Genomic DNA, 12916 nt, shown 5'->3' on the forward strand with positions numbered 1-12916 from the left:
CTTTTTCAATAATCAAGCCATTTCTCCCTCTGGGGAAATCTGATGGTATTTATCTGCCACTTCGTCTAAAATGCTATGAATAATTTCAATGTTTTCTTCTTTTACCAATAACATCCTATAAGGTTTAAAATCAGGTAAACCTTTAAAATAATTGGCGTAATGACGTCTCATTTCAAATACGCCTACCCTTGGTCCCTTCCAGGCTATAGATTTTTCAAAATGTGTTCTGCAAACATTGACACGTTCTTCAACTGTTGGCCCGGGAAGAATTTCCCCGGTTTTGAAAAAGTGCCTTATTTCTCTGAAAATCCATGGGTAACCTATGGCTGCTCTTCCAATCATGATGCCATCTACTTCATATTCCAGACGCCAATCTGCTGCCTTTTGAATGCTATCCACATCACCATTTCCAAATATTGGAATCTTTATCCTTGGGTTTCTTTTTATTTCCCGGATTAATGACCAATCTGCAGCACCTTTGTATAATTGTGCGCGTGTCCTTCCATGGATGGTTAAGGCTTGAATCCCGATATCCTGCAAACGTTCGGCTACTTCCTCTACATTTTTAGTGGTATCATCCCATCCTAAACGGGTTTTCACAGTGACTGGCAGATGTGTTGCTTTCACTACAGCTTCTGTCATCTTCACCATTTTGTCAATATCCTGTAATAAAGCAGATCCAGCTCCGCGACAAGCTACATTTTTAACTGGACAGCCATAATTGATGTCCATTAGGTCTGGTCCTGCGAGTGTTGCTATTTCAGTTGCTTCTCGCATATGATCTATTTCACTTCCAAAAATCTGAATGCCTATTGGACGCTCATATTCAAAAATATCCAGTTTAGCCCTGCTCTTTGCGGCATCTCTAATCAGCCCCTCAGAAGAGATAAACTCGGTGTACATCATATCCACGCCGCTTTGTTTACATACAAAACGGAATGGGGGATCGCTTACATCTTCCATCGGTGCAAGCAATAGTGGGAACTCTCCCAGATCAATATTTCCTATCTTTACAGACATTTCTCTATCTTCAAACCTAAAATCAAAGGACAAAGGTACAAATATTACAAATAATGAATTTTATAGAAAGCGAAAGACTTGAAAAAAGTCCTTATGTACAATTACTTACCTTGGGTTTATATGCTATTGTTGGGCTAAGTCTCACTTTAATTCTTGGAATAGGGATATTTTATCTCCGTTATGGAGAATTGATGAGTTTGAATTGGTCTATACCAGGAGATCCAAAATTTATTTTTGTCTCCAGAACCTTGATTTCTCTACAGCAAATTGGACTTTTTCTAATTCCGGCATTAATGTTGGCCTGGGGAGAAAAACAACGAATTCTGGAGTTTTATGATTTCAAGGAAATAAGGATAGATTTAATGCTTTTAGTTGTGCTGATGATGGTGTGTTATATGCCAGTATTAGAATTGGTAACGGTAACGAATCAGCGGATGGTGTTTCCAGAATTTTTGAAATCTGTAGAAGAATGGATGAGAGTTCAAGAAGATACAGCTATGGCGACTATGATGGAGCTCATCAAAATGAAAAACATCGGAGATTATCTGATTAATATTGCATTGATTGGGATTTTGCCTGCTTTTGCAGAAGAAATGATGTTTAGAGGAGCTATTCAGCGATCTCTGGGAAGAATGTTAAAGAATCAGCATTTAGTGATCTGGCTTAGCGCATTCGTTTTTAGTGCGATTCATGTACAGTTTTACGGGTTTTTACCGCGTTTGCTACTTGGTGCAGCTTTCGGTTACATTTACTTCTGGACTCAGAGTCTGTGGTACTCTATATTTGCTCACTTTTTAAATAATGCTTATCAAGTAACCGCAGCATGGTATATGCAAAAAAACAATATACCTTTGTCGGACTCAGATAAAACTACCTATTTCCAGTGGTATGGTTATGTGATAAGTGCAGTTTTAACATTCCTGGTATTCAAATATTTTAAAAATAAATCATTAAAAGCAGATGGAAAACAATTGGACAAAAGTATTTAGTACCGAAGATCCCTTTACCGCAGAAATTTTAAAACAAGGGCTATTGGAAAATGATATTCCTGCGGTAGTAATGAATCAGCAGGATTCTTCCTATAAAGTTTTTGGAATGATTCACATCCTGGTACACCCTGATAATATAGAAAAAGCAAACGCTTACATCAAAGATAACGAGATCGCATAAATTACCATAATTACACTTTTACGCATGAAAACAAGAGCTATTACTGCTTTCTTTTTTACCATTGTGATGTTAGGATCTATGTTTTTAGGACCTTATGTCTACTCTGTTTTTTATTTGTTGCTGAGTCTAGCTGCCTTATGGGAGTTTTTTAAGCTGATTAGAACAGCAGGTATCAGGCCACACCGAAATATTGCAATTGCTGCTGCTGCATTGATATTTTTCATGACCGCAGGTTATCATTTTTTACAATTTGAAACAAAATTTCTACTCTTGTTGGTCCCATTAATATTTGCTGTATTTATCTCTGAACTTTACAAAAAGGAAAAAATTCCTTTTGCAAATATATCCTATACGTTTGCTGGTTTCATGTACGTTACAGTTCCTTTTTGCTTCTTCTATTCTCTTGGTTTTATCGGGCATATCCCGGAGTATAGTTTTCATTTACCATTGGCTTTTATGTTGATGCTCTGGGCGAATGATACCGGTGCTTATCTTTTTGGTTCTAAATTTGGTAAAACGAGACTATTCGAACGTCATTCTCCGAAGAAATCATGGGAAGGTTTTTTTGGCGGAGTATTTACCAGTGTTCTTGTAGCTTATATACTTTCCATTTACTTCACAGAACTTTCTTTTTTAACTCTTGGAGGAATGGCTATACTGATATCTAGTTTCGGAACATTGGGAGATTTGGTAGAATCAATGCTAAAAAGGAGCTTGAATGTTAAGGATTCTGGAGACATATTGCCGGGTCATGGAGGTCTTTTAGATCGATTTGATGGTTTATTGATGTCCGCTCCGGTTGTTTATGTTTACTTGTATTTGATTTTGTATTAAACAACTAAGGATAAAATAATGGAATAATATGCATAATTCTGCTATTATTGTATTATGAGCAGTGAGAATACTATTTCTTTATTAATTGAAGAAGAATTTTTCGGAGAAATTAGGGAAAATAGTGTCACAGTCTTTACTAAATTATACAGGCATTATTTTAAGAGTCTATTTATGACCGCCCTAAAAATTGTTAGGGATGAATATCTTGCCGAAGAGGTCATTCAGGATGTTTTCTTAAGGCTTTGGGAGAATGAAGATAGGTTTCATCAGATTGTAGAATTCGAAAGGTACTTATATCGTTCTGTCGGGAATGAATCACTCAATAAACTCCGGAAGCAAAAGACGCAAAGCAAGCACTATGAGCAGCTTTCTAAAGTTGATAGCCCGGAGTTTGTCAATACTTTACTTGAAGAGGAAGAACTCAAAAGAAAAATAATGAAGGCGGTAGACACTTTACCGCCGCAATGTAAAACGATTTTTAAAATGAATCGTTTTCAGGGATTAAAATACCGTCAGATTGCAGAAGAGCTTAACATTTCTGAGAAAACTGTAGAAGGCCATATGGCTAAAGCTTTAAAAATACTTAGAACTCATCTGTTGGGGTTAATCCTTCTTTTGGCTTATTTCGGCTGGTTTGTTTTAAAAAAATAAATAAATCTTCAAATAGAGCAAGGGTATTTCATTTTTACCGTGTCTATCTCTAAAAAAGGCATGGAAGATCAAGCGCATTTTATACTCATTACAAACGCATTAAACTATCCGGAGGATGCCGCTTTACAAGCGAAATTAAAAAACTGGAGAGAATTGACTGCCGATAATGAAGCTATATATCAGAAAGTTAAATCTATATGGGAACAGTCTGCTCTATTGGAAGAACCTTATACAGGCAGACCAATAGATTTAGTCGTTTCCGATTTTACTACTCGTCTTGAAAATAAAATCAATCTAAGTAAAGCACCTGCAAAAACATATCGTTTATGGTGGAGAACTGCTGCTGCTGTACTGGTATTTGGAATGGCGGGACTATGGGGCTATAAAGAGCTTAAATCAGAAACTTTTATAATAAAGAGCACATACGATCAACAAGATTCAGTTTTGCTTGCAGACGGCTCTAAAGTGTACTTAAATAAGCATACAAATATTAAATACTCTAGCTCTTTTAATAAAGATAAAAGAGAATTCATTCTTTTAAAAGGGGAAGCCTTCTTTGATATTGCCAAAAATCCTTCATACCCTTTTAAGGTATTGATCAATAAATCAACTATTCAGGTATTAGGAACCACTTTTAACGTTCAAAATATAGATAGTACTATCGCTGTAGAAGTTAAAACGGGTAAAGTGAAATTTGAAACGAGGAACGATGGTACCCCACATATTCTTGGAAAGGGAATGGCTATTCAATTTGATCAAAAAACTGGTTTAATAAAGAAAATTCTGGAGCAGGATAAACAAACAAACTCCAATTGGCTGTATAAAGAACTCAATTTTGTGGATGCTACTTTACCTGAAGTATGTGCCTTAATAGAGAAGCAGTATGGTGTTACAATAAAAATTGAAGGACATATCCCTAATATCAAAAAACTCAATGCAAACTTTAAGAATGACGACTTAAAAAATGTACTTGAGGTCTTGAAAATGACCTATAAAATCTCCATAGAATACCACAATAACCAAATTGTAATAAAGCAATAACTAACTATTAAACCGACCTAAACTTTCAATTATGATTAAAGACTTCTACAAAAGAAGAGGTAGATTGAATGGAATTTCATGGCTTTTAGCCATCGTTATTTTGTTCAATACAGCACCTGTTTTCGCATTCAAAGAGATGCAGATGAAGATGGAAACTTTAGAGTTTCTCCTAAAAAGACTCGAAAAGCAGTACAAAGTTAATTTTGTTTACGATGCCTCAGAAGTAAACAAAAATACCAAAGTAGACGTTGAAACGGACAATAAGTCTATTGATCAGGTTCTGCAACAGCTGGAAACAAATGGAATTGCTTATTACAAAACCGGTACAAAAGTAATCCTTAGTAAAGTAATAAGACCAGCTTCTACAATTGCCAAGAATAAAAATGTAATGGCAAAAGGAACTGTAAAATTAAAACTAAACAATGGAAATTCAGAAGCCGTTGCCGGAATTAACGTACAGGAAAAAGGCACAAAAAACGGTGTCTCTACAAATGGTAAAGGTGAATTTAGCATCTCAGTATCAGATAATGCAACCCTTGTATTTTCCTATATCGGATATAAATCTGAAGAAGCGACTGTTTCTGCAGGAAGAACTTCTTTTGATATTGTCCTGAATGAAGATCAGAATAGATTAAACGAAGTTATCGTTACAGGATTTCAGAACATTAATAAAAAGTTATTTACAGGATCTGCGACGAGTATTAAAGCAACAGACGTAAAACAAGATGGTGTTATTGATGTGAGTCGTATGCTGGAAGGTAAAGTAGCTGGTGTTTCTGTACAGAATGTATCGGGAACCTTTGGTGCGGCGCCTAAAATTAGAGTTCGTGGAGCAACATCCATCTCAGGAGAGAATAAGCCATTATGGGTAATCGATGGTGTGGTATTGGAAGATGTGGTTAATATTTCTAACGATCAACTTTCCAGTGGAGATGCGGCTACTTTAATTGGATCTTCTGTAGCTGGAATCAACGCTGATGATATTGAAAGTTTCAATATCTTGAAAGATGCATCTGCAACAGCGCTTTATGGTGCGCGTGCAATGAATGGCGTTGTCGTGATCACCACTAAAAAAGGGCGCATAGGAAAACCGGTAGTATCTTACAGTGGAAATTTCTCTACCTTTTTAAAGCCTAGTTATGATACTTATAATATCATGAATTCTGCCGATCAAATGTCAGTATATTCAGAGATTGCACGTAAAGGTGGGTTTGGAATTTCTATAGCCAACGATCAGGACGGTGGTATTTATACTAAAATGTGGCAAAAAATTAAAGAGTATAATCCAGCAAGCGATCAGTTTGGCTTAAAAAATAACACAGCTGATAAAGCAGCATTTCTTCAGCGTTATGTAGGTGTAAATACTGATTGGTTCGATATTCTTTTTAAAAACTCTCTGGTTCAGGAGCATTCATTGAGTGTCTCTTCAGGTACAGAGAATGCCCGTCATTACTTTTCTACAAGTTTTTACAATGACAATGGATGGACGATCGCCGATAAGGTGAAGAGATACACCACTTATATGCGTAATGATTATCAGTTATCTCCTAAGGTAAATTTGGCTTTATTGGCAAACGGAGCGCTTAGACAACAAGATGCGCCGGGAACATTAGGGCGTACCAGTAATGTAGTGGAAGGAAAATATACCAGGGCATTTGACATTAATCCATTCAGCTATGCGCTAAATACAAGTAGAGCAATGACCGCCTATGATGAAGATGGTAATCTAGAGTTCTTTCCGAAAAACTATGCGCCATTTAACATTATCCAAGAGCAGGAAAATAATAAGATTAAGCTGGACATGCTGGACTTAAAATTCCAGGCAGAATTGAGCTATAAAATCCTTAAAGATTTGAATTTTAAATCTATTGCTGCCATGCGTTATGTGAAAACAACCAGGGAACATAGAATTTCTGAGTATTCAAATATGGCCAACGCATATCGTTATGCGCCAACAAGCACCATTCAGAATAATAACCCATTTTTATACAAAGATCCTAGCTATCCGGAAAATGTAGACAAAGTAATCGTACTTCCACAAGGAGGATTATACAATAGAAATGATGATAATCTGATCAATTTCTATGTAAGAAATCAAATTGACTGGAAGAAACAATTCAATAACGTTCATGATGTTTCCTTCCTAGCTGGTCAAGAGCTGAAATACACCGATAGAAAAAATAGCTATAGTAATGGTTACGGTTATCAATATGATAAAGGAGGAGTTCCTTTTGTAGATTACCGCATTATTAAACAAATGTTAGAAGGTAACTTTAACTATTACGGATTAAGCGAATTGTACGATAGATATGCGGCTTTCTTTGTTAACGGAAGCTATGCATACAAAGGAAAGTATGTTTTTAGTGCTACAGGACGTTATGACGGATCAAATCGTTTAGGAGAGTCGGCGGTGGCTAGATGGTTACCAACCTGGACAACTAGTGCTGCATGGAACGCTGATCAAGAGGAATTTGTGAAGAAAGTTAAAGAGATCTCTTATTTAAAAGTAAGAGGTGGTTATGGTCTTACCGCAAGTATGGGTAGTGCGACCAACTCTTCTGTAGTTTTACAAAATGGCTCTACCAAACGCCCGATGCTTTCGGAAGTGGAACCGAGTATTTCAATTTCACAACTTGAAAACGCAGAGCTAACCTGGGAAAAACAATATGAGGCGAATCTTGGTTTTGATTTAGGCCTTTTCGGAGATAAGTTAAATGTGAGTGTAGATTATTACAACCGTAAAGGATTTGACCTGATCAGCGCCATCCGTACTTCTGGAATTGGTGGTGAAACAGTGAAACAAGCCAATTATGCAGATATGAAATCTCATGGATATGAGGTAACTATTGGTGGTCCGATCATTAAAAATGACGGATTTGCCTGGAGAACCAATTTTACTTTTGGATACAACAAGAATAAAATCACCAAATTAAAAAGCAAACCTAGAATTTATGACCTGATTGTTCCTGAAGGTGGACCAAAAGAAGGGGGTGCAGTGAGAGGTTTATACTCTATTGATTTCAATTCGCTAGATAGAAAAGGTATACCTCTTTTCATCAATGAAAAAGGAGAAATCAGCAACAATGTATATGTTCAAAGTGACATTACAGATGTCCTTAAATATGAAGGATCTGTTGACCCTACAATTACCGGTGGTTTGAACAATAATTTCACCTATAAAGGTTTTACCCTGAATGTATTTGTTTCTTATCAGGCAGGAAATAAAATCAGATTAAATAATGTGTTCGATTCTAGGTATACTGATGATCAGGCGCTACCAAAAGAATTTTTGAACAGATGGACACTTCCATTGGATCAAAATGCAACTAATGTCCCTTCCATTGCGGATTATGTGACCAATAATAAGCTGAATGGAAAATATCCTTATACTGCATATAATTATTCTTCAGATCGTGTGGCTGATGGGTCATTTGTAAGGTTAAAGAATGTTTCTCTGGCTTATAACCTTCCTTCACAATGGGTTAAATCAATAGGAGTTCACAATATGTCGCTAAGCTTGGTTGGAAATAACCTTTGGCTAATCTATGCAGATAAGAAATTGAACGGACAAGATCCTGAATTCTTCAGCTCTGGAGGAGTAGCATTACCAATTCCTAAGCAAGTCACTTTAGCCTTAAAAGTGAGCATTTAATCTACACTTAAATTAGAATTACAATGAAAAAAATTATCATATATACCATGTTATCTGCTCTTGTGCTTTCTTCGGGTTGTAAGAAATACCTGGATCAGGCACCCGATCAACGAACAAAGTTAAATACGCCAGGTAAAGTTTCGGAATTATTAGTGACCGCCTACCCTAAAGCCAATCTATTTTTGCTTTCTGAAGCCATGTCAGATAACCCGATAGACAATAGCACTGCCGGTGGTGTAAACCAAATGAATATTGGTGGCTATTTTTGGAAAGATCCAGAATCTATCTCTCAGGATTCACCAACCTATTATTGGGGCTCTTGTTACGAGGCTATTGCCGCAGCCAATCAGGCGCTGGAGGCCTGTAACAACGCAGCAAATCCTCAAGAATATAATAGTCAAAGAGGAGAAGCATTAGTTGCCCGGGCCTATGCACATTTTATGCTCGTTAGCTATTATGCTAAGGCTTATAATCCTGCAACATCAGGAACAGATCCTGGAATTCCTTACGTAACTGCTCCGGAAAAAGTGGTGCTGCAGCAATATGATCGCAAAACAGTTGCTTATGTGTACGAACAGATAGAAAAAGATTTAAAGGAGGGCTTACCCTTGATTAAAGACAATTATGCTGTGCCAGCCTATCACTTTACAAAAAAAGCAGCTCAAGCTTTTGCCGCCAGATTTTACCTGAACAAAAGAGATTATAAGAGCGTTATTGATGCCGCTAATCTTGCTTTTCCTTCTAATAATTTCGCTGGAAATGTTAGACCATGGATTAGTTATGCAAACTTAGACATCACAGAGCAACAAAAGCAGTTTACCAGTGCAACAAACCCTGGAAACCTACTTCTTGGAGAAACAATTACCAATATGGTTCCAAGTGCTTATTATGGAAGTCGTTACTCATTTTCACAGGTGAAATTGAATTCGGTAACCGCTCCAGTTGGGGTTGATTTCACAGCATTAAAAAAATACTCTACCAGTAGTACTTTTTATTTTGTCAATAAATTCTACCGTCACTTTGTGTATTCCAGTATTAATGCCACCACGGGTCTTAATTATTCAATGGTTCCTTTTCTGACTACGGAAGAATTATTAATGAACAGAGCAGAAGCCTATGTAATGAATGAAGATTATGCTTCAGCTTTAGCAGATATGAATGCGCTGATTAGTCAAAGGGTATTGAATTACCAGGAGGCTGCCAATGGTTTAACTAATGCAAAGATAATGGCTTTTTATGTATCAAAAACAACGGATGTTAAAGAAGCTTATCTGAATGCTGTATTGGATATTAAACGTGCAGAATTTGTACATGAGGGGATCAGATGGATGGATATTAAGCGCTTGAATTTGCCAGTAACCCATAATGATCAGGATGGTACTATACGAACGCTTGCAGCAAATGATCCAAGAAGATTGTTACAATTACCTGCAGAAGTTACTTTGTCAGGAATACAGTTAAACCCACGTTAATTAGCAGATTAAGATGAAAAAAATAAATATATTATTAGCAGTTGGGATGATGTTATCTGTGCTGTCTTGTAAAAAAACTGAAAATCTAGATAGAGAGATTGTTGGACTTGGAGGTGATAAATGGCCACCTTCTGACTTAGATAACTGGCTAACCAGTACTTTTTCGCCATATAATATGGATATAAAATACCGTTGGGACGGCTCAGATCTAGATGTTTCTAAAACTATGATCCCTCCTAATGTGGATCGCGTGAAGCCGACAATGGAAACTGTTAAATTGGGATGGATTGATGTTTATACGGCAGAAGCCGGGGAAGCATTTATCAAGCAATTTGCACCTAGACAATATGTACTGGTGGGAAGTTTGAAATATAATGGCACTACGGTTACTTTAGGGGAAGCTGAAGGTGGAAATAAGGTGACACTTTATAACATCAATAATTTTGATAAAACAAATGCAACGATCGTTAAACCGGTATTGAAAACCATTCACCATGAGTTTACACACATTTTAAACCAAACTGTGAATTTTTCAAAAGAGTATCCTTTGATTACTCCTGGCGGATATACTTCGGATTGGAATAACACGACCATGGCTTCTGCTAATGCAGCTGGATTCATTACTGAGTATGCTCAGGCGGCTCCTGGTGAGGATTTTGCAGAAATGGTTTCCGTGATGCTGACAGAAGGTAAAGCCTCATACAATGCGAAAGTAGACAATATTGTAGAGGTTAAACTAGACTCTATTCCTGATCCTCTAAATCCTCCTTTTATTATTGCAAGAGAAAAACCTAATGCAACGGCACAAGCATTTATCAGAAAAAAAGAAGCAAATGTGATCACCTATTTTAAACAATCGTTTGGAATTGAGTTCCCAAGATTACAGAATCGGACTAATTATGCTATTGCGCAAAATGCACCGGTGGCCTTATCTGGATTATTTGGTAACAGAAGGCAATTTACCTCATTAACCGTAGATCCGGTAACCATGCCGGGCATGTCGAGTGCATTCTTGAGCACCTGGAATACCGCTAAAACTGGAATGGCAGCAATTGGATATATTCCTAAAAGTTTTACGCTATTCTTTTATCCAAGGGCAGGAGAACTGGTGTTGAGATTAAATTTCTCTAATGCAGCAGGGACAAATTATTTAGCTCACTTTGCTTATAAAGTAGCCTATGATGCATCAAGAAACCTAACCTTAACCTATGTCAGAAGGGACGGAAATGCGAATGTAATCGCTCCAGGATTAGTCGCATTAACCAATTACCTGACTACAGGAAGCTTTGGCGTAAGCTGGCGTTATGATTCCAATTTCCTTGAATTTGGGCAAATGACAAAAACTACAGATCCCAATTCATTCTTCTTTGGTAACCTAGGCGCAATTAAGTATTAATACTGATTTTAAAAATACAGATATGAAAAAATTCCTATTATATATCATTTTGTTTGCAGGTGTAATACTATCCGGATGCAAGAAAAATGAAAGCCCCATTTTTGATGATGTGGATAAAAGACTGGGTGAGGCATTGGCTGCAGACCAGTCGCAGCTAACGACGCCAGCAAATGGCTGGAAGGCAACGATCTTTCCTAAAGGAGGTAAAGGGTTTTCCTTTTACTTCAAGTTTGATAAGGAAGGAAAGGTCAAAATGCTTTCTGATTTTGATGCGTCAACAGCCTCAGCAATCAAAGAAAGTACTTACAGGCTAAAAGCATTACAGTTCCCAACGTTAATATTTGATACTTACAACTCTATCCATTTGTTGTCTGATCCAAATCCAGCGGTAAACGGTGGAACAGCCGGTAAAGGCCTAACTTCTGATTTCGAATTCGGCTTTACGGGGGATGCCAATCCTGATACTTTAAAACTAGAAGGTATTATTAATGAGAACATCCTGAAAATGGTGAAACTCTCAGCGGATGAAGAGCAAGCGATCATAGGAGGAGGTTTAAACACTATGAGAACCAAAACAGTTGCCTTTTTAGCTGGAAAATTTCCTTATGTAATGCTAGACAACAAACAAGTACCGGTGTCTATTGGTGTATCTACAAAGTCATTGAATATTGGCGGTCTAGACAATGCTTTTGCTTTTGCAATCGATGGACTGGAGATTAAAAATCCAATCATTTATGGTACGCATGTATTCAAAAAAGTATTCTGGGATGCTACTGATAGCTATTTTTACCTGCTGGAAGGGACTACCAAATACAAAGTTGTGGCTTCTACTGTTCCTTTGATTCTTGATAAAACACCAGCATTGCATACACTTCTTGGTACTAGATATACTTCTATGAAGATCAGTCCAGCTGTTTTACCTGATTTGTCGGCAGATTTTGTGGCCAGGTATAACGCTGCAGTGTCAAGCTTAACCTTGATTCAAGGCCTGCGACTGGATTATATGACCTTATTGTTTACAGGAAATAACCAAATGATCCTAAGGGTTCGCTTCCTTCCAGCGGGTACCTCTACTACTACTTTCTATGATGGAGATTTTTACTTCAACATGGCGGTAAATGATGCTGGGGTTGCTCAACTTACTGGAATTCCTGCACCAGTTACTGGTACAACGGTAAGTAATGGGGAGGCGATTAGGCCAGCATTAACTCCGTTTATTAATTATCTAAATACAAACGCCTTTAAGATCGCCTATATTGCTGCAGCAGCACCATCCGGGTCAACTGTAGGTGGCTTCTTAAGTCAGACAAATCCAAACTCTTATTTCTATGGAGTATTGGCTCAATAGTCGTTAATCAGCATAAAAAAAGCAGCAGAGGGGAATCTGCTGCTTTTTTTATGTCCTTTTTAATGAAAATAAAGCCCGCTAATCAATTTTCTTAGCTATGAGCATAGTTTATGTTAACGTCTTTTTAAAGGCTGCAAAAGATATTCTAAACCATTCAATTTGATTTCATATAATGTGGCTAGCATCTCCCCTAGTTTTCCAGGAGGAAAGCCCTTATTGTGAAACCAGATCAGGTAAGATTCGGGAAGGTCACACATGGTTTTTCCCTGGTATTTACCAAAAGGCATTTTCATCGTTACCAGATCATTTAATATTTGGGGATTCATTGCTTA

General features: G+C 37.2%; 11 protein-coding genes. 9 read left to right on the top strand and 2 right to left on the bottom strand.

All coding sequences use genetic code 11. The features are described from left to right. Window positions 1-12 precede the first annotated feature (12 nt). Window positions 13-1020, bottom strand: a complete 1008-nt coding sequence (dusB, locus tag R2S10_RS13665; protein WP_316840979.1) for a tRNA dihydrouridine synthase DusB — start codon at window positions 1018-1020, stop codon at window positions 13-15. 53 nt (window positions 1021-1073) lie between these two features. Here dusB and R2S10_RS13670 point away from each other — a divergent pair, with 53 nt between their 5' ends. Genes R2S10_RS13670 through R2S10_RS13710 form a run of 9 tightly spaced genes read left to right on the top strand, consistent with a single transcriptional unit; the run spans window position 1074 to window position 12584 of the window. After that, entirely contained in the window at window positions 1074-2009 is a 936-nt protein-coding gene (locus R2S10_RS13670; RefSeq protein WP_316840980.1) for a CPBP family intramembrane glutamic endopeptidase, read from the top strand. Next, window positions 1981-2190 (top strand): DUF2007 domain-containing protein, encoded by a 210-nt coding sequence (locus R2S10_RS13675; protein WP_316840981.1) that lies wholly within the window; start codon window positions 1981-1983, stop codon window positions 2188-2190. Before R2S10_RS13670 ends, R2S10_RS13675 begins: the two co-directional genes overlap by 29 nt. 24 nt (window positions 2191-2214) lie before the next feature. Then, window positions 2215-3024 carry a phosphatidate cytidylyltransferase gene (locus tag R2S10_RS13680; RefSeq protein WP_316840982.1) on the top strand — a complete coding sequence of 270 codons (810 nt, stop codon included), beginning with the start codon at window positions 2215-2217 and terminating at the stop codon, window positions 3022-3024. A gap of 54 nt (window positions 3025-3078) precedes the next feature. Next, entirely contained in the window at window positions 3079-3675 is a 597-nt protein-coding gene (locus R2S10_RS13685) for an RNA polymerase sigma-70 factor (protein ID WP_316840983.1), read from the top strand. A 60-nt stretch (window positions 3676-3735) separates the two neighbouring features. Further along, window positions 3736-4716, top strand: a complete 981-nt coding sequence (locus tag R2S10_RS13690) for a FecR family protein (RefSeq protein ID WP_316840984.1) — start codon at window positions 3736-3738, stop codon at window positions 4714-4716. 31 nt (window positions 4717-4747) lie between these two features. Then, window positions 4748-8368: a SusC/RagA family TonB-linked outer membrane protein gene (locus R2S10_RS13695; RefSeq protein ID WP_316840985.1), complete on the top strand. Its 3621-nt coding sequence runs from the start codon at window positions 4748-4750 to the stop codon at window positions 8366-8368. Window positions 8369-8391: 23 nt separating this feature from the next. Continuing rightward, window positions 8392-9840, top strand: a complete 1449-nt coding sequence (locus tag R2S10_RS13700) for a RagB/SusD family nutrient uptake outer membrane protein (protein WP_316840986.1) — start codon at window positions 8392-8394, stop codon at window positions 9838-9840. Window positions 9841-9853: 13 nt separating this feature from the next. Further along, entirely contained in the window at window positions 9854-11236 is a 1383-nt protein-coding gene (locus tag R2S10_RS13705) for a substrate import-associated zinc metallohydrolase lipoprotein (protein WP_316840987.1), read from the top strand. A gap of 22 nt (window positions 11237-11258) precedes the next feature. Further along, a complete protein-coding gene (locus R2S10_RS13710; RefSeq protein ID WP_316840988.1) occupies window positions 11259-12584 on the top strand; it encodes a DUF4302 domain-containing protein in 1326 nt (441 codons plus the stop codon). Window positions 12585-12697: 113 nt separating this feature from the next. On the opposite strand, the gene R2S10_RS13715 is transcribed toward R2S10_RS13710, so the two are convergent. Further along, on the bottom strand, window positions 12698-12910 hold the full coding sequence (locus R2S10_RS13715; RefSeq protein WP_316840989.1) for a DUF3820 family protein: 213 nt from the start codon (window positions 12908-12910) through the stop codon (window positions 12698-12700). Window positions 12911-12916 lie beyond the last annotated feature (6 nt).

The organism is Pedobacter gandavensis, assembly GCF_032678745.1.
Taxonomy (GTDB): Bacteria; Bacteroidota; Bacteroidia; order Sphingobacteriales; family Sphingobacteriaceae; genus Pedobacter; species Pedobacter gandavensis_C.

Excerpts from the sequence above, each read along its gene's own strand:
- R2S10_RS13710 (WP_316840988.1), top strand. The coding sequence starts at position 11,259 with ATGAAAAAATTCCTATTATATATCATTTTGTTTGCAGGTGTAATACTA.
- R2S10_RS13685 (WP_316840983.1), top strand. The coding sequence starts at position 3,079 with ATGAGCAGTGAGAATACTATTTCTTTATTAATTGAAGAAGAATTTTTC.
- R2S10_RS13700 (WP_316840986.1), top strand. The coding sequence starts at position 8,392 with ATGAAAAAAATTATCATATATACCATGTTATCTGCTCTTGTGCTTTCT.
- R2S10_RS13705 (WP_316840987.1), top strand. The coding sequence starts at position 9,854 with ATGAAAAAAATAAATATATTATTAGCAGTTGGGATGATGTTATCTGTG.
- R2S10_RS13715 (WP_316840989.1), bottom strand. The coding sequence starts at position 12,910 with ATGAATCCCCAAATATTAAATGATCTGGTAACGATGAAAATGCCTTTT.
- R2S10_RS13690 (WP_316840984.1), top strand. The coding sequence starts at position 3,736 with ATGGAAGATCAAGCGCATTTTATACTCATTACAAACGCATTAAACTAT.
- R2S10_RS13695 (WP_316840985.1), top strand. The coding sequence starts at position 4,748 with ATGATTAAAGACTTCTACAAAAGAAGAGGTAGATTGAATGGAATTTCA.
- R2S10_RS13675 (WP_316840981.1), top strand. The coding sequence starts at position 1,981 with ATGGAAAACAATTGGACAAAAGTATTTAGTACCGAAGATCCCTTTACC.
- R2S10_RS13680 (WP_316840982.1), top strand. The coding sequence starts at position 2,215 with ATGAAAACAAGAGCTATTACTGCTTTCTTTTTTACCATTGTGATGTTA.
- dusB (WP_316840979.1), bottom strand. The coding sequence starts at position 1,020 with ATGTCTGTAAAGATAGGAAATATTGATCTGGGAGAGTTCCCACTATTG.
- R2S10_RS13670 (WP_316840980.1), top strand. The coding sequence starts at position 1,074 with ATGAATTTTATAGAAAGCGAAAGACTTGAAAAAAGTCCTTATGTACAA.